The sequence below is a fragment of the Streptomyces griseorubiginosus genome, assembly GCF_001514195.1.
GTDB classification, from domain to species: Bacteria; Actinomycetota; Actinomycetes; order Streptomycetales; family Streptomycetaceae; genus Streptomyces; species Streptomyces griseorubiginosus.
Genome location: NZ_KQ948735.1, coordinates 885,491 through 902,280, shown reverse-complemented (window position 1 = coordinate 902,280; position 16,790 = coordinate 885,491). Strand labels below are relative to the sequence as shown.

At 72.0% G+C, this 16,790-nt stretch carries 15 protein-coding genes; 10 read left to right on the top strand and 5 right to left on the bottom strand.

Annotated features, from left to right (window positions below):
* Positions 1–48: 48 nt before the first annotated feature.
* A complete protein-coding gene (locus tag AQJ54_RS10400; RefSeq protein ID WP_062025295.1) occupies positions 49–798 on the bottom strand; it encodes a peptidoglycan recognition protein family protein in 750 nt (249 codons plus the stop codon).
* 1,202 nt (positions 799–2,000) lie between these two features.
* Here AQJ54_RS10400 and AQJ54_RS10395 point away from each other — a divergent pair.
* Positions 2,001–3,185 carry a MarP family serine protease gene (locus AQJ54_RS10395; protein WP_062236222.1) on the top strand — a complete coding sequence of 395 codons (1,185 nt, stop codon included), beginning with the start codon at positions 2,001–2,003 and terminating at the stop codon, positions 3,183–3,185.
* Positions 3,186–3,339: 154 nt separating this feature from the next.
* On the opposite strand, the gene AQJ54_RS10390 is transcribed toward AQJ54_RS10395, so the two are convergent.
* Positions 3,340–3,828 (bottom strand): GNAT family N-acetyltransferase, encoded by a 489-nt coding sequence (locus AQJ54_RS10390; protein WP_062024882.1) that lies wholly within the window; start codon positions 3,826–3,828, stop codon positions 3,340–3,342.
* Between the two features lie 74 nt (positions 3,829–3,902).
* Between AQJ54_RS10390 and AQJ54_RS10385 the strand changes: the two genes are divergently transcribed.
* Together AQJ54_RS10385 and AQJ54_RS10380 are read left to right on the top strand one after the other, a co-directional pair.
* Positions 3,903–4,796 (top strand): TIGR01777 family oxidoreductase, encoded by an 894-nt coding sequence (locus tag AQJ54_RS10385; RefSeq protein ID WP_211278519.1) that lies wholly within the window; start codon positions 3,903–3,905, stop codon positions 4,794–4,796.
* A 251-nt stretch (positions 4,797–5,047) separates the two neighbouring features.
* Positions 5,048–6,469, top strand: a complete 1,422-nt coding sequence (locus AQJ54_RS10380; protein WP_062236216.1) for an NAD(P)/FAD-dependent oxidoreductase — start codon at positions 5,048–5,050, stop codon at positions 6,467–6,469.
* Positions 6,470–6,566: 97 nt separating this feature from the next.
* Here AQJ54_RS10380 and AQJ54_RS10375 read toward each other — a convergent pair whose 3' ends face one another.
* A complete protein-coding gene (locus tag AQJ54_RS10375) occupies positions 6,567–8,003 on the bottom strand; it encodes an NsdA family TPR-like regulatory protein (protein ID WP_062024888.1) in 1,437 nt (478 codons plus the stop codon).
* A gap of 244 nt (positions 8,004–8,247) precedes the next feature.
* Here AQJ54_RS10375 and lipB point away from each other — a divergent pair, with 244 nt between their 5' ends.
* From lipB to AQJ54_RS10355, 4 genes are all read left to right on the top strand, one after another.
* On the top strand, positions 8,248–9,048 hold the full coding sequence (lipB, locus tag AQJ54_RS10370; protein WP_028809586.1) for a lipoyl(octanoyl) transferase LipB: 801 nt from the start codon (positions 8,248–8,250) through the stop codon (positions 9,046–9,048).
* A gap of 74 nt (positions 9,049–9,122) precedes the next feature.
* A complete protein-coding gene (gene lipA, locus AQJ54_RS10365; RefSeq protein WP_062024892.1) occupies positions 9,123–10,088 on the top strand; it encodes a lipoyl synthase in 966 nt (321 codons plus the stop codon).
* Between the two features lie 264 nt (positions 10,089–10,352).
* Positions 10,353–10,553, top strand: coding sequence for an SCO2195 family GlnR-regulated protein (locus AQJ54_RS10360; protein ID WP_062024893.1), 201 nt, complete (start codon positions 10,353–10,355; stop codon positions 10,551–10,553).
* Between the two features lie 65 nt (positions 10,554–10,618).
* Entirely contained in the window at positions 10,619–11,320 is a 702-nt protein-coding gene (locus AQJ54_RS10355) for a DUF4191 domain-containing protein (RefSeq protein ID WP_062024895.1), read from the top strand.
* 71 nt (positions 11,321–11,391) lie between these two features.
* On the opposite strand, the gene AQJ54_RS10350 is transcribed toward AQJ54_RS10355, so the two are convergent.
* Both AQJ54_RS10350 and AQJ54_RS10345 read right to left on the bottom strand, forming a co-directional pair.
* Positions 11,392–12,651: a lipase family protein gene (locus AQJ54_RS10350; protein ID WP_062236213.1), complete on the bottom strand. Its 1,260-nt coding sequence runs from the start codon at positions 12,649–12,651 to the stop codon at positions 11,392–11,394.
* Positions 12,652–12,815: 164 nt separating this feature from the next.
* Positions 12,816–13,286 (bottom strand): RDD family protein, encoded by a 471-nt coding sequence (locus AQJ54_RS10345; RefSeq protein WP_062236211.1) that lies wholly within the window; start codon positions 13,284–13,286, stop codon positions 12,816–12,818.
* Between the two features lie 200 nt (positions 13,287–13,486).
* Between AQJ54_RS10345 and glnA the strand changes: the two genes are divergently transcribed.
* The 3 genes from glnA to AQJ54_RS10330 all read left to right on the top strand — a co-directional run bounded on the left by glnA (position 13,487) and on the right by AQJ54_RS10330 (position 16,714).
* Positions 13,487–14,896, top strand: a complete 1,410-nt coding sequence (gene glnA, locus AQJ54_RS10340) for a type I glutamate--ammonia ligase (protein ID WP_020137338.1) — start codon at positions 13,487–13,489, stop codon at positions 14,894–14,896.
* Between the two features lie 131 nt (positions 14,897–15,027).
* Positions 15,028–15,309, top strand: coding sequence for an SCO2583/SCO2584 N-terminal domain-containing protein (locus tag AQJ54_RS10335; RefSeq protein ID WP_062024900.1), 282 nt, complete (start codon positions 15,028–15,030; stop codon positions 15,307–15,309).
* A gap of 91 nt (positions 15,310–15,400) precedes the next feature.
* Positions 15,401–16,714 carry a hypothetical protein gene (locus AQJ54_RS10330; RefSeq protein ID WP_062236207.1) on the top strand — a complete coding sequence of 438 codons (1,314 nt, stop codon included), beginning with the start codon at positions 15,401–15,403 and terminating at the stop codon, positions 16,712–16,714.
* The last annotated feature ends 76 nt before the right edge of the window (positions 16,715–16,790 follow it).

The window sequence follows — 16,790 nt, the reverse complement described above, 5'->3', positions numbered from 1 at the left end:
GGCGCGGAGTTCGGAGGGCCCTGCGGGAGCGCTGTGGCGTTCCTGTGACTAGGTACGGCCCTGGAGGCGGGCGGCGGCCTGTCTGATCTCGGGCAGTCGTGCGCTGAGTGCGGCGCCGGGGCAGGTGGTCATGTAGCCGTCCTTGTGGCCGGCCAGGGCGGGCAGGCGTGCGGTGGTGCCGGCCGGGTAGCGGCTGTGGCTGTTGCTCGAGGTCAGCCGGACGGTGGCGCGGGGGTCGATTCCGGCCAGTCCGAGCTTCCAGGCGACCAGGGCGGCGATCGCGTCGGTCATGGCGCGGGGGACGGGGACGCCGGCGGTGAAGGTGCCCAGGGCGGCGATGCCTGCGGTGCGGTGGTTGAAGCCCTGGGTGTGGGCGCCGGTGACGGCACGGTCGACGCCGCCGGCGCGGCCCTCGTAGATGGTGCCGCAGCGGTCCACGAGGAAGTTGTAGCCGATGTCGTCCCAGTCACGGTTGCCGGTCTGACCTGCGGCGAGGTAGCGGATGATGCGGGGCGCGTCGGCGCAGTCGTAGGTGTTGGGCGAGTCGGTGTGATGGATGAACACGGCGACGACCTTGTCGTCGTAGCGCGGGGCGGGTGGGGTGCGGGCGGCGGTGTTCGCCTCACCGTCCCCCCTCGCCCACACGGACCGCGGCACGATGTGCGGCCGGTCGGCGGAGTACGACACGACACCGGGCCGCCGCACCACGGCAGCGCCGTGCGCCGCCTTGCCCTCGACGGCACTCTCGACCCCCCGGACACAGAGCACGAGCACGAGCACGACGACAAGCCCGGGCACGCATGCAAGCCCGAACCGGACGCCGCGGGTACGGAGGAGGGGGCGCCGTTCGGAAGGGGGTGCGGGGGGCTCGGCGGAAGGGTCGGGGGCGGCAGGGGTGATGCCGTCGGCCGGGGCGGAAGGCTCGGTGGGGGCCAGGAGCTCGGCTGGCGCCACCGGCTCGCCGACGCACGCAGGCTCTGCGGGGGCAGTCCCGTTGCGGGGCGCGATGGAACCCAAGGGCTCGGCGGGATCAGACCCCTTGCGGGGCACGGTGGAACCCAAGGGCTCGGCGGGATCAGACCCCTTGCGGGGCGCGGTGGAACCCAAGGGCTCGGCGGGGGCCACCGGCTCGCCGGAGGGCGCGGGCTCGGTTCCGGGGGTGGGGTCTGGCAGGGTTCCAGGGCCGCAGGGAGCCGCCGGCCCACTGGAGGAGTCGCCTCCACCGGTGACCGCCGCCCCGGTGGGCGAGGCGTCTTCAGCGGGAGCCGTCGACCCCGCGGGGTCCGCACGAGGAGCCGTCGGCTCGGTGGGCGTGGGGCCCTCGGCCGTGGGTTCAGCGGGGACCGAGGGCCGGGCAGGAGCCGTAGGGGTGGGGGCGGCGGGCTCCGGGGGCTGCTCAGAGGGGGTGTGGCTCTCGGGGTGGGTGATCGGGCCTCGGGTCGGTTCGCGCCGGCCTGCGGCTGCCTCGGAGACGGCGGGCTCCGCGGTTCCGGAGGCCGCGGCGGGGCTTGGGGCGGCCTCCGTGGGCCGTTCCGGGGGCGGAGGTGCTCCCAGCCCGGTGAACCGGAGTGCGGGGCGGAAGTGGCGGGTCAGGCGCGCCCGGGCAGCATCCCGTAGCCGGACCGCACCGGTCGTGCGGACCGCATCCCGCATGCGGACCGCATCCCGCATGCGGACCGCGTCACGCATGCGGACCGCATCCCGCATGCGGACCGCGTCACGTAGGCGGACCGCACGGCGTATGCGGACCGCGTCGCGTATTCGGGGCGCTCGGCGCCTTCGGAGGCCTTTCGGTCTTCGGACACGCATGACTCCCACTGTCGGCCGGATCCGTTCCGTCCGCGATGTGGGGTGTGCCACCCGGTGGAACCATCGTCCTGGTCCACGACGTTTTCCCAGGTGCACGCACGCGTGGCCGGTTTCGGGCGGCACGGGTGCGCACAGCTGATCACTGGACGCCTCGCCTGCGTACTGAAGGTTCCAAAGAGAAGGGCGGCTCCGTGGACGTGCTCGACATCCTGCTGATGCTGGTGATCGCCGCCTACGCGGCCTCCGGCTACCGGCGCGGCCTGGTGGCCGGCTGTGTCTCGCTCGCCGGCTTCGTCGGCGGCGCGATCGTGGGCGTGTGGGTGCTGCCGTGGATGATGGAGCTGGTCACCCCGGGCAGCACCGAGGCGACGGTGACCGCCGTGCTGACCGTGCTGGTCCCGGCCGCCGTGGGCCACGAGCTGGCGGGACGCCTGGCGCTGCGGCTGCGCAGGGAGCTGGACCAGGGCCCGCTCAGGGTCGCCGACGGCATCGGCGGGGCCGCCGCCAACTCCGTGGCCGTGCTGATCGTCGCCTGGGTCGCCGCTAGCGTCCTCGGCGCCTCCTCGTCGACCCTGGTCACCACCGCCATCCGGGACTCCGCGCTGCTCGGCGCCGTACAGGACTCCATGCCGGACACCACCCCCACATGGTTCTCCCGCGCCACCTCCGCCCTGACCGAGGCCGGCTTCCCGCAGGTCTTCAACCCGTTCGAGAACGAGTCGACGGCCGAGGTCGCCAAGCCCACCGGCGACAGCGTCACGGCCGCCGCCACCAACGCCGCCAAGCTCAGCACCGTCAAGATCGAGGGCTCCTCCGGCACTCAGGGCCGCGAGGGCAGCGGCTTCGTGTACGCGCCGGAGCACGTGATGACCAACGCCCACGTGGTGGCCGGCATCGACGACCCCAGCGTCCGGGTCGGCGGGGTCGGGCAGCCGTACGAGGCCCGAGTGGTGCTGTTCGATCCGGACAAGGACGTGGCCGTGCTGTACGTCCCGGAGCTGCGGGCCCCGGTCCTGCGCTTCGACGACAGCGCCGCACGCGGCGACTCCGCGGTGGTGGCCGGCTATCCGCAGGACGGGTCCCTGAACCTCCAGGCGGCCACCGTGGCCAACCGGGTGAAGGCGAACGGCCAGAACATCTACAGCGATGCCACCGTCACCCGCGAGATCTACTCGATCCGCTCGACCGTCCGCCCCGGCAACTCCGGCGGCCCGCTGCTGACCACCTCCGGCAAGGTCTACGGCGTGGTCTTCGCCCGCTCCACCTCCGACGACGAGACCGGGTACGTCCTGACCGCCGACGAGGTCGCCGGGGACGCCGACAGGGCTGCGAACGCCACGGCGCCGGTGGACACGGGCGAGCTGGTCACGTCGTAGGGCCACGGGCTGCCGGATGATGGGGCCCCGGTCCCGCATGGCACCCCGGAGGCTGACGTGCCCGTGTTCTTCCTGATCTCGCTGCTCGCGGCGGGGGTCGCGCTCTGTCTGGTGGTGCGCAGGCGCCGCAGGACCGCCGCGGCCGATCAGGTGCTCAGAGACGGCGCCCCATGATCACGTCGTCGACGTACTCCCCCGCCAGCAGCCACTCCTCGGGCAGCACCCCCTCGACCGCGAAGCCCTCGGACTCGTAGAGCCTGCGGGCGGGTGTGTTGTGGCCGAGGACGCGCAGGCTCAGCCGGCGGGCGCCCCGGCGGCGGGCCTCCTCCGTGACCGCACGGATCAGGGCCCGGCCCACCCCGCGGCCGCGGGCCTCCCCGCTGACGACGAAACCCTGGATCTGGCGCACATGGGCGTTCGCCTCGAGCCCGGTCGGGAAGGCGAGACGGATGTACCCGAGGATGCGGCGGTCGGCCTCGGCGACCAGAGTGTCGCCGGGGAGGTGGCGTTCGTCGAAGAACGGCCGGTAGGGCGGCCGCTGTTCGGGCAGGACCTCGTGCAGGGGCGACCACTCGGCGCGGTCGAGACGGGCCAGTTCCTCTTCGTCGTCAGGAAGGGCGTGGCGTATGGACAGCTGGGACATGGCCGCCACCCTACGACCCGGCGGGTACCGGAACCAGACATCGCTTTTACGCACCCACCAGGCAGGATGAAGTCATGCAACTTTCAAGAATCGCGGTGGCCGGGGCGTCCGGACTGATCGGCTCGGCCCTGGTGCGCTCGCTCACCGCGGACGGGCACGAGGTGGTGCGGCTGGTGCGCCGGGAGCCGCGGGACGAGACGGAGGTCCGCTGGGACCCCGAGGCCGGACGGGTGGACACGGCCGGGCTCGCCAGCTGCGACGCCGTGGTCAATCTCGCCGGGGCCGGGGTCGGCTCACGGCGCTGGACGGACGCGTACAAGAAGCAGATCCGCGACAGCCGGGTGAACGGCACGACCGCGCTCGCCAAGGCCGTCGCCTCCCTGGACGAGCCGCCGAAGGTCTTCGTGAACGGCAGCGCGATGGGGTACTACGGCGAGACCGGCGACCGGGTCGTCGACGAGGACTCGCCCGCCGGACGGGGCTTCCTGCCGGAGCTGTGCGTGGAGTGGGAGGCGGCCGCCACCCCGGCCCAGGAGGCGGGCGTGCGAACCGCGTTCACCCGTACCGGGCTCGTGGTGGGCCGCGGCGGCGGGGCCTGGGGCAAGCTGTTCCCGCTGTTCCAGGCGGGGCTCGGCGGACGGATGGGTGACGGCGGGCAGTACTGGTCGTTCATCGCGCTGCACGACGAGGTGGCCGCGATCCGGCATCTGCTGGAGACCGACGGACTGTCCGGGCCGTTCAACCTCACCGCCCCGGAGCCCCTGACGAACCGTGAGATCACCGAGGCGATGGGTCGCGTGCTGCACCGGCCGACACTCTTCTCCGTGCCCGCGCCGGTCCTGCGGTCGGTGCTCGGGGAGATGGCCGGCGACGTGTTGGGCAGCGCCCGGGTCCGGCCGAAGAGGCTGCTGGAGTCGGGGTTCACCTTCGCGTTCCCGGACATCGAGGGAGCGATCCGGGCGGCCTGAGGAGCACTTCGGACCCGCGCGCCGTCGTACGACCCCCTTGGCGACCTCCTGGGCAACCTCCTCGGCGACCTCCTTGGCAACCGCCTCGGCGACAACCCGTGACGACATGCGACCGGTGTGCGACCGTGCCCTGTGGATGCGCGACTGTTCCTGACCGGTTCCGGCCCTACCCTCGACCCGAACTCGGGTATCCCCGGAGCCTGTTGGGGGCATCACGTCTCCACCGGCCGCGCAACCTCGAGGAGGGGCACGTGCTTGAGCCCGCGTACCAGGCGGACGTCGTGATCGTGGGAGCCGGGGTCGCCGGGCTCTCCGCGGCGCATCGGCTGACCAGCGCAGGAGTGACCGTCACGGTGTTGGAGGCCGCCCCCTGGGCGGGCGGCCGCATGTCGACGGAGAAGGTGGACGGATTCCGGCTCGACCGGATCGGACAGCTGCTGTCCACGGCGTATCCCGAACTACGTCTGGCGCCCGGGCTCGACGGGCTGGTGCTGCGGCCCTTCGCACCCGGCGTCCTGCTGCACGGCGACGGACGTCACCACCGGGTGGACGCTCCGGCGGGCGCCGGTAGCGCAAGGGGCGCACTGCACGCGGTGCGCGCCCTGGCGAGCGCCCCTCGGGGGGTGTCGGGCGGTCGTGGCGGCCCGGTGCCGGGGACCGCGTCCAGGAGGGCGTTCCGGGTCCTGACCGGGGCCGGTCAGGGGGCCGCGCGGGCGGCTGCGCCGATCGGCGGGGCCGTCGACCAGGCCCGGCTCGGCGCCGCGCTCACCCGGCTCGCGAACGTGCCCGTCGAACGCCTCCTCGCCCGTCCCGAACTGCCCGCCGGGCAGGCGCTCGCGGCGCGCGGACTGCCCGCCCGCACGATCGACGGCTTTCTGCGGCCGCTGCTCGCCGCGCTGCTCTGCGACCCCGCGCTGACCACGTCCAGCCGGTGCGCCGACCTCGCGCTGCGGGCCTTCGCGGCCGGTCGCCTGTGCGTCCCCGAGGGGGGCGCCGAGATGCTCCCGGAGTTGCTCGCGCGGACGCTGCCCGAGGGGACCGTGCACACGGGGGTGCGGGTCACGTCCGTCGCCACGACCTCGGTGACGACGGCGGAGCACGGCGAGTTCCGGTGCCGTGCGGTGCTGCTGGCGACGGACGGCCGCACGGCGGCCGAGTTGCTGCCCGGCCTGCGGGTGCCGGACTTCCATCCGGTGACGGTCGTCCACCACACGACGGACGAACCGCCGCGCACCGGTTCCGCGCTGCTGCTGGACGCCGACCGGGGCGGTCCGGTGGCCCACACCGCGGTGATCAGCGAGGTCGACCCGAGCCGGGCCCCCGCGGGACGGGTCCTGGTGTCGTCGACGGTCCTCGGGACTCCTCCCCCGGACCTCGACACCGCGGTCCGGACCCACCTCGCCCGTCTCTACGGCACGTCGACGCGGGCCTGGGAAACCCTGGCGGTCCACCACACCCGTGAAGCGGTCCCCGCCATGCGCCCCCCGCACGACCTGCGCCGCCCGGTCCGCCTTCTGGCCGGCCTGTACGTCTGCGGCGACCACCGCGACACCAGCACGGTCCAGGGAGCCCTGCACTCGGCCCACAGGGCGACGACAGCAATTCTGAAAGACCTTGGCACGTCCGGATCCATGCACCGAGCAGACCCGACTCCGACGGCCCAGGCAGCCTAGGGATCACCCGCGCCCCGTAAGGGGCGCGGGGAACTGCGCGACAAGCCACAACGGACCGGCACCCGGCACACAGCGGTGCGGAGTTACGGCGAGACTCCTACTGAAGCGCAGCCACCTTGTCCCGATAACTCCGAACCGGCGCAGCATCCTTGTACGGCTCCAACCGCCGCTCGAAGTCCCGCACATACTCCACCGCCCGCACCGACCGCATCTCGGCCGCCTGCCCCGCCGCCTCCGCGGCGAGCGAACACGCCTGGTCCAACTCCCCCAGCCCCAGCCGCGCGGAGGCAAGGACCACCCGGCAGAACAACCGGCTCCGCGCATACGCCGGCGCCCTCAACTGAAGCGAGCGCTCGGCGTGTTGCGCGGCCGCCCGGAACTGCTGGAGATCCCGGTGGCAGTGCCCGAACTCGTCCGCCAGCTGGGCCTCGTCGAAGAACCGCGCCCAGTGCGGGACCTCGTCGCCGGGCCGGGCCGCCTCCAGGGCCCGTTCGGCGCGGACCAGGGACGCCGTGCAGGCCCGTACCTCCCCCAGCACCCCGTGCCCTCTTGCCTCGGCGGAGTGCAGCAGCGCCTGCACGACCGGCGGGGCGCTCGCGCCGACGCCCTGCTGGGCCACCCGCGCGAGCTGGATCGCCTCCCTGCCGTGCCCCAGGTAGACGGCCTGCCGGCTCATGGTGACCAGGACGTACGCCCCGTAGGCCCGGTCCCCCGCCGCCTGCGCGAGCCGCAGCGCCTGGACGAAGTACCGCTGGGCGAGCCCGTGCGCCGCGATGTCGTAGGACGTCCAGCCCGCGAGCCGGGTGAGGTCGGCGGCCGCGGCGAAGAGCCTGCGTCCGGTGGTCTCCCCGTAGGTGCCGCGCAGCATCGGCTCGCACTCGTGTTCCAGGTAGCGGACCAGGGCCTGCCGGGCGTGCCCGCCGCCGTACTGGTCGTCGAGGGTGCGGAAGAGGCTGCCGACCGAGGCGAGCGCGGCGATGTCCCCGCCGGTGACCCGCTGTCCGGGTCCGCGTTCGGCCTGTCCACGCTGGCGGGGCACCACCGGGCGCCCCTGGGGCGGGATGCGGACCGGCGGCTCGCCGCGGGCCACCCGGTCGTCGGGGCGGCCGATCAGCCAGTCCCGGCTGGGGACGACCAGGCCGGCCGGGGTGAAGGCGATCTTGCGCAGTTCGGCGTGGCTGCCGGAGTCCTTGCGCCACAGCCCGCTGACGATGTCGACGGCCTCCTCGGGACCGGCGGCGAACTCCAGCCCGGCGTACACCGGCGCGCAGGCGTCGAGGCCGAGGTCCTGCGCGGAGAGCCGGCGGCCGAGGCGCCGGGTGAAGACCTCGGCGATGAGGGCCGGTGTGGTGCCCCGGGGCTGCTGCCCGCGCAGCCACCGGGTCACGGATGTCTTGTCGTATCTGAGATCCAGCCCGTGTTCCAGACCGAGCTGGTCCACGCGTCGGGCGAGACCCGCGTTGGAGAACCCCGCTTCTGCGATGAGCGCGGCGAGCTGTCGGTTGGGAGTGCGCTGCGCGGGTCGTTCCGTCATCTGCGGTGCGGTCTCCTGCCTTTCGGGCCGGCACGTGGTACGTGGTGCCCGGATTGCCTGTGAGCTGCCCTTATGGCCGCTGCGAACGGCGCGAATGTAGCGGAGAGTGAGCAGACGATCGCACACTTCGACGCTCGTTCATCCGATCGTGTGAGGATTGCCCCCGGGGCTGACGCCCGCGGGCCGGACGTACAGTGGCGTAGGCACCTTTCGTGCCTTACGACCTTCTAGGGAGGCGCTTGCCGTGAGTGGGTTGCGGTTCGTCCGCATGGGGTTCGGTGCGGACGCGGTCGAGTACCAGGAAGCCTGGGACGAGCAGCGCCGGGTGCACGCGGCGCGCTTCGAGGACCAGGTCCCCGACACCGTCCTGCTGCTCGAACACCCCCCTGTCTACACGGCCGGCCGGCGCACCGCGGACAACGAGCGCCCCCTCGACGGCACCCCCGTCATCGACGTCGACCGCGGCGGGAAGATCACCTGGCACGGTCCGGGCCAGCTGGTGGGCTACCCGATCCAGAAGCTGCCGCGGCCGGTGGACGTGGTGGCGCACGTACGGCGCCTGGAGGAGGCCCTGATCCGCACCTGCGCGGAGTTCGGCCTGGAGACCACCCGGGTCGAGGGCCGCAGCGGCGTCTGGGTGCTCGGCGATCCGGTCGAGACGCGCCCCGCGCTCGGCGGGCTCTCCCTCGACTTCGACCCCCGGCTCACGGACGAGGAGTTCGACCCGCGGATGAACGGCCCGGAGTACGCGCCGTCCAACGCGGGCCAGCGCCGCGAGGACCGCAAGATCGCGGCCATCGGCATCCGGGTCGCCAAGGGCGTCACCATGCACGGCTTCGCGCTGAACGTGAACCCGGACAACAAGTGGTTCGACCGGATCATCCCCTGCGGCATCCGGGACGCGGGCGTCGCCTCCCTCGCGAACGAACTGGGCCGGGACGTGACCATCGCCGAGGTGCTGCCGGTCGCCGAGCGGCACCTGAGGGACGTGCTGGAGAACGCGGACCTCAAGCCTAGGGTGATCGAGAAGACACCTGCGGCCTGAGACAGGCAGTGGGCTTTCAAATCCACGGGCGTACCCTTGAGCACGCCGAAGAATCAATCGCTAGGGAGCCGGTCGTGTCCGCAGTCGCACCCGACGGACGCAAGATGCTGCGCCTGGAGGTCCGTAACGCTCAGACCCCCATCGAGCGCAAGCCCGAGTGGATCAAGACCCGGGCGAAAATGGGCCCCGAGTACACCGCCATGCAGAAACTCGTGAAGAGCGAGGGCCTGCACACGGTCTGCCAGGAAGCCGGCTGTCCCAACATCTACGAGTGCTGGGAGGACCGCGAGGCGACCTTCCTCATCGGCGGCGATCAGTGCACCCGGCGGTGCGACTTCTGCCAGATCGACACCGGCAAGCCCGAGGCGCTCGACCGCGACGAGCCGCGCCGCGTCGGCGAGTCCGTGGTCACCATGGACCTCAACTACGCCACCATCACCGGCGTCGCCCGCGACGACCTGGAGGACGGCGGTGCCTGGCTGTACGCGGAGACGGTCCGCCAGATCCACGAGCAGACCGCTGCCCGCGAGGCCGGCCGCACCAAGGTCGAGCTGCTCGCCCCCGACTTCAACGCGGTGCCCGAGCTGCTCCGGCAGGTCTTCGAGTCCCGCCCCGAGGTCTTCGCGCACAACGTCGAGACGGTCCCGCGGATCTTCAAGCGGATCCGCCCCGGCTTCCGCTACGAGCGCTCACTGAAGGTCATCACCGACGCCCGCGACTTCGGTCTGGTGACCAAGTCCAACCTGATCCTCGGCATGGGCGAGACCCGTGAGGAGGTCAGCGAGGCGCTCCGGCAGCTGCACGACGCCGGCTGCGAGCTCATCACCATCACGCAGTACCTGCGTCCGAGCGTCCGCCACCACCCCGTGGAGCGCTGGGTCAAGCCGCAGGAGTTCGTGGAGCTGAAGGAGGAGGCCGAGCAGATCGGCTTCTCCGGCGTGATGTCCGGGCCCCTGGTCCGGTCCTCCTATCGGGCGGGTCGGCTCTACCAGATGGCCGTAGAGAAGCGTGGTTCCTACGTCGCCTCGCAGGCCGTCTGAACCCCCTCCGATGGCACGGAGTGCCACGCTAAACATGTGAATCCGAGCACAAGCAACTACCTTCAGGTAGCGGCCAATTGACGCGGTCCCGGACGTCCCCGCAGATAGGGGGGCCATCGGGGCCGCGTCAGTGTTTTCGGGGCCGGCAACAGGGCTTCATGGGCGTTTGACCAGCCGGTCACGCCCTGGTAACACCAATCAGTGACGCTGGCTGTACAGCCCGTGCACCATCCACCCGAGCCGCCGCTCCCGAGGGGGACCTCCATGCAGGCCGCACCCGTTCGCGCCACCGCGATCCCGTCGTTCACCGATGCACTCCGTGCCGTCGAGTCCGTGCTCCTGAGCAGCGGCCAGCGCACCGCCCGCCGCAACGCCTGGACCTCCGTCCTGGAGGACCGCCGCCGCGCCAAGGACCGGGTCGAGGTCCAGCGCGTCCTCGACCAGACGTTCAGCGTCAGCTCCTGAACCCTCCCCTGTGAGGGCGGACACTGCCGTCGAAAGCGCCTACGGGGCCACGTAGACTTCGGGGCATGGCGAGAAGTGACAGTGCGGCGGATGCCGCGAACCCCGGGCGACTGAAGCAGATCGCCCTGACGTACAAGATGACCCGCAAGGCCGACAAGAAGATCGGCCTGGTGCTCGCGGGTGTCTTCATCCTCATCCTCGGTGTCTTTCTCGCGATCGGTTTCCTGATCGGCCACCCGGTCTACCTCGGCATCCTGGGCTTCCTGCTCGCCTTCCTCGGAACGGCGATCATCTTCGGGCGCCGCGCCGAGCGGGCCGCGTTCGGGCAGATGGAGGGACAGCCGGGAGCGGCCGCGGCCGTGCTGGACAACATCGGGCGGGGCTGGACGACCACCCCCGCGGTGGCGATGAACCGCAGCCAGGACGTGGTGCACCGGGCCGTCGGCAAGGCCGGCATCGTCCTGGTCGCCGAGGGCAACCCGAACCGGGTCAAGGGCCTGCTGGCCGCCGAGAAGAAGAAGATGAACCGCATCGTCGTGGACGTCCCGGTGCACGACATCATCGTGGGCACGGGCGAGGGACAGGTCCCCCTGAAGAAGGTGCGGACCACCATGCTCAAGCTGCCGCGCGTGCTGACCGGCCCCCAGGTGACCGCCACCAACGACCGCCTGCGGGCGATGGGCGACCTGATGAGCAACATGCCGCTGCCGAAGGGCCCGATGCCCAAGGGCATGAAGCTGCCGAAGGGCGGCGGCAAGGCCCGCTGACTTTCCCCGTACGACGACGAGGGCGCCCGGATCACTCCGGGCGCCCTCGTCGTCGTGACGGACCTCGGGCGTCAGCAGTCGTTCTGGGCCGCCCTGCCCGCGAACCGGTCGCCGAGCCAGGAGACGACGTCGCCGACGGCCTGGTTGTCGGTGAGGAGGTGGTCGCCGGGATAGATCTTCCAGCCGGTCCGCACGCCGGCCGCGCAGTAGGCGGTGCGGACGGCGTCCTCGGTGGCGGTGGGGATGACCTCGTCGAGGGCGCCCCGGTACTGGAGGACGGGGAAGCCGATGCGGTAGGTGCCGAGGTTCACGCCGAGTTTCTGGGCGTCCAGGACCTGCCCCCAGGTGCGGCCGTCGCTGCCGCGCTGCTGGTAGAGCTGGTCGAGGGTGAGGCCGGCCGTGGTGAAGTCCTTGATGCTCTTGCCCGCGAGGGCGGTGACCGTACCGACCAGGCAGACGGACTTGGCGGTCTTCACGGCCTCCTTGCCCTGATCGTTGAGGAGCGAGTCGAAGGGCAGTGTGGGGTAGGCGGCCTGGATGCCGAGGGCCGCGTCGGCGAGGAAGCCGGAGAAGGCGCCGCCGTCGAGCGCGGTCGCCACCTGCTTGAGGTCACCCGGGACACCGCCGGAGGCGTCCCCGACCACGTTCAGCTCGGGTGCGTAGCCCGCCGCCAGCTGGGCGGCCCACAGGCTGGCCGCGCCGCCCTCGGAGTAGCCCCAGAGGCCCACTCTCGCCTGCCGGGACAACCCGCTGCCGGGCACCGCTGGCGCGGCGCGGGCGATGTCGAGCAGGGCGTGGCCGGAGTCGGTGCCGGCGACATAGCGGTGCGTCTGCCCGTCCAGGTATCCGGGGCCGTCGGTCGCGGCGACCGCGTACCCGGCCTTGAGCAGGGCCGCGATGTTGTCGCCCTCGTACTCGTCCTGGAAGGCCCCGGCGAGCTGCTTGGAGAACGCGCACTGCGGGCCGAGGCCGAGAGTGCCGGGGTGGAAGGCTACGACGGGGCGGGTGCCGGTGCCGGTCCAGGGCGCCGTGGGGACGGCGAGGGTGCCGGAGACGGCTACGGGGCGGCCCTGGTTGTCGGTGGAGCTGTAGAGGACCTTCCAGGCGGCCATGGGAATGCCGCCGGGCACCTGGCTCAGCGTGACGGAACGGCAGGCCAGCACGGTGCCGGGGGTGGCCGGGACGGTGGCGGGGGGTGTGTAGACGTCCGCGTCGGCGGCCGTACAGGCGGCGGCCGGGCGGGCGGCGGCGGATGCCTGGGGTGCTGCGGTGGCGAGACCGCCGCCCAGGAGGGCGGCGGTGAGGAGGGTGACGAGGGCGGCTCGCTTCATCGGTCCGGAGGGTCCCTTCGCAACGGGGGAGGTTGCTCTGGGTGCCAGACGCTAGGAGCCGGGACCTACTGACCTATAGTCAGCCGCCGCGCATGTTCGTCGCCGGGACTGTCAGGACACGACAAAGACGGAGGGCGCCGAAAAAAAGGGGGCGAGGGGCGCCGTCAGATCCGTACTTCGACGGTCTTCGCCAGCCGGTCGTGCAGGCCACGGCCGTCGCGGTCCCAGATCAGGGCCGGGACGGCGAGGCAGAGCAGGGCCGTGCGCAGCAGGGCCCGCAGGGGGTTGACCCGGCCGGTGTCGAGCGCGACCACCCGCAGGCCGAAGAGGCGCTTGCCCGGGGTGAAGCCGATGGTGCCGACGGTCAGGGCGCTCATCAGGAAGAACACCAGAAGGGCCCAGTTCGAGGTGGCGTGGTCGCCATAGCCCTGCGTGATGAACTGGGATGCAATCACGACGCTCATCGCCCAGTCCACGGCGAGGGCGCCGAGACGGCGCCCGGGGCGGGCGATCGAGCCCGGCCCCTCCTCCGGGAGGCCGAGCTGCTGTCCGCGGTATCCGAAGTCGACACCTGCGTCCTCGGCGGCCGCGCGGGGGCCGGAGAGCCACGATCCGATTGCATCCCTCTTGTCCACGGGTCCACGGTACTGCCCGCGTTTCGGGATACGGACAGTAGGGGCGGGGCCGCCGATGTCCGGTTAACTTGTGCGAAACAAATGGGTCACGCCCGAGAAACCACCCGTCCCTAGGGTCGAGGACAACGTGTGCCACCGCACTGGCCGCACGAACGAACTACCACCCCGGTCCAGGAACGGTCGGGAGTAGGAGGAGCTGGATGTTCCAGAACGCCGACGAGGCCAAGAAGTTCATCGCGGACGAGGACGTCAAGTTCGTCGACGTCCGCTTCTGCGACCTGCCGGGCGTCATGCAGCACTTCACGCTGCCCGTCGAGGCGTTCGACCCGGACGAGGAGCTCGCGTTCGACGGTTCGTCGATCCGCGGTTTCCAGGCCATCCACGAGTCCGACATGGCGCTGCGCGCGGACCTGTCGACCGCGCGGGTCGACCCCTTCCGCCGTGACAAGACGCTGAACATCAACTTCTTCATCCACGACCCGATCACCGGTGAGCAGTACAGCCGTGACCCGCGGAACGTGGCCAAGAAGGCCGAGGCCTACCTCGCGTCGACCGGCATCGCCGACACCGCGTACTTCGGTCCCGAGGCAGAGTTCTACGTCTTCGACAGCGTCCGTTTCGCCACCTCGGCGAACGAGAGCTTCTACCACATCGACTCCGAGGCGGGCGCCTGGAACACCGGTGCGGTCGAGAACAACCGCGGTTACAAGGTCCGCTACAAGGGCGGCTACTTCCCGACCCCGCCGGTCGACCACTTCGCCGACCTGCGCGCCGAGATCTCCCTCCAGCTCGCCGCCTCCGGCCTCCAGGTCGAGCGCCAGCACCACGAGGTGGGCACCGCCGGCCAGGCCGAGATCAACTACAAGTTCAACACGCTGCTCGCCGCGGCCGACGACCTCCAGCTCTTCAAGTACATCGTGAAGAACGTGGCCTGGAAGAACGGCAAGACCGCGACCTTCATGCCGAAGCCGATCTTCGGTGACAACGGCTCGGGCATGCACGTCCACCAGTCCCTGTGGGCCGGCGGCCAGCCGCTCTTCTACGACGAGGCCGGTTACGCGGGCCTGTCGGACACCGCCCGCTACTACATCGGCGGCATCCTCAAGCACGCCCCGTCGCTGCTCGCCTTCACCAACCCGACGGTGAACTCCTACCACCGTCTGGTGCCGGGCTTCGAGGCGCCGATCAACCTGGTGTACTCGCAGCGCAACCGCTCCGCGGCCATGCGTATCCCGATCACCGGCTCCAACCCGAAGGCCAAGCGCGTCGAGTTCCGCGCGCCCGACTCCTCCGGCAACCCGTACCTCGCCTTCTCGGCGCTGCTCCTCGCGGGCCTGGACGGCATCAAGAACAAGATCGAGCCGGCCGAGCCGATCGACAAGGACCTGTACGAGCTGGCTCCCGAGGAGCACGCGAACGTCGCCCAGGTCCCGACCTCCCTCCCGGCGGTCCTCAACTCCCTCGAGGCCGACCACGAGTTCCTCCTCCAGGGCGACGTCTTCACGCCGGACCTGATCGAGACGTGGATCGACTTCAAGCGCACGAACGAGATCGCCCCGCTCCAGCTGCGTCCGCACCCGCACGAGTTCGAGCTCTACTTCGACGTGTGATCGACGCGTAGGCCGGTCCTACGGTCGCGCTACGGCGGCTTTGCGGCGCCCCCACTCCTGTTGTTCAGGGGTGGGGGCGTCGTCGTATCGTTTTCTGTGTACGGCTGTTCGAGAGTGACGGGGGTCAGGGGATGCCGGAACAGGACGACGAGGCGCGGGAGTTCGACATCAAGTGGGCCGACGGGGCCGAGCTGAAGGAGCCCTCGGCGCGGGCCCGGATGCTGGCCGCCCGCTGGAAGGAGAACCCGCCGGAGCCGCAGCCGTTCCGTGCGGAGCCAGAGTTCAGGGCGCGTCGTCGGTCGTCGCTCAGGACGCCTCGCCGGTCGGCGTGGGGGTCGGCGGCGATTGTGTTCGGGTGCCTGGCGGCGGTCATCCTGCTGCTGGGGTACGTGAACTCCCGGGGGTCGTACTAGGCCCGCCTCGACCGGCTGAGCAGGTAATTCGCGAGCACCCAGCGCGGCACCCGCCTACGATCTGCGGACACATCGAGGGTGGGGAGCGGGCGTGGACGGGGTTGTCGAGGACATAGCGGCAGTGGCGGTGCGGCTCGCCGAGGGGGCCGGTCTGCGGGAGGTCCTGCCCGACGCGGCCGACCCGGCCGTCTGGATCGCGCTCGACGCGGAGGCACGGCACGGCGCCTGGCTCGACGGCAGTTGGCTGCCGGCCTGGGAGCGGACCGAGCAGGGTCGCACCCTGAACGACGACCTGCACCGTGGCGAGGAGCTCACCGACGGGCGGCTCGCGCTCGCCCTGTGCCACCGTGACGGGCGGATCCGCGAGCGGGCGCTGGGCCGGGCCGCGGGGCGCCCGGACTTGTTGCCGCTGGTCGTGCTGCGGTGCGCCGACTGGGCCGAACCCGTACGGGAGACGGCCAGGCGGCTGTTGGCCGAACTGCTCGACGCCGACGCCGCCGTACGGCTGCTGCCGCTGATCCTGCGCATCGGGCGACGGGGACGCGGCGACTTCGTCGCCGACCTGGCCGCCGGGCTGCTGCGCGGCGCTGCTCCGGGGACCCTCGCACCCCTCTACACCCACACCCACCGGACGGTACGCCGGTGGGCCTACCGCCTCGCCGTGGAGGCCGGGCACCTCTCCCCCGCCGAGCTGGCCCGGGCCGCCGCCCGGGACACCGACATGGTCGTCCAGAGCCTGTGTGCGGACGCCACCCTGGCAGCCGTCGCGGAGGGCGGCGCGGACGACGACGTGCTCGAGACGCTGCTCGGTGCCCGCGGGGCGCATGCCCGGGCCGCCGGGGTCACCGCGTTGCGGCGGGCCGGGCGTACTGGGCGGGCCGTGGAGTTCCTCGGGGACCGGGCCGGGGTGGTGCGGGCCTGTGCCCGGTACGTGGTGCGGCAGGGCGGGGGTGATCCGCTCGCCTGGTACCGGGAGCGGTGCTCGGCCGCCGGGGATCTCGCGCCCGGCGTGGTGAGCGGGCTGGCGGAGTGCGGGGAGCGGGCCGACGCCGACCTGCTGCGGGCGCTCACCTCGCATCCGGTGGCTGCCGTGCGGACCCGGGCGGTGGCCGGACTGCGGGCCCTGGACGTGACGGACGTGGAGCGGATGCGTGAGCTGCTCGACGACCCCGCCCCCGGGGTCGTACGGGAGGCGGCCCTGGCCCTGGTGCCCTCCGCGCGGTCCCTGGACGATCAGTGGCTGATGGCGCGGCTCGGGCCGGAGCGGCCCCGGGCGGAACGGGTCGCCGCGTTCCGGCTGCTCAGCGCGCACGACGGGGTCGTACGGCTGCGGGCTGCCTTCGCTCTGATCGACGACCCTGACGACCAGCTGCGGCACTGGGCCCGGCAGGCGGTGCGTCGGTAGCGCCCACCGCCGATGTGCCGCATGGGGCGACGGAGGTGGGCGGTGCTGCTGGACCGGGCGCGGCCGCTGTTCAGCG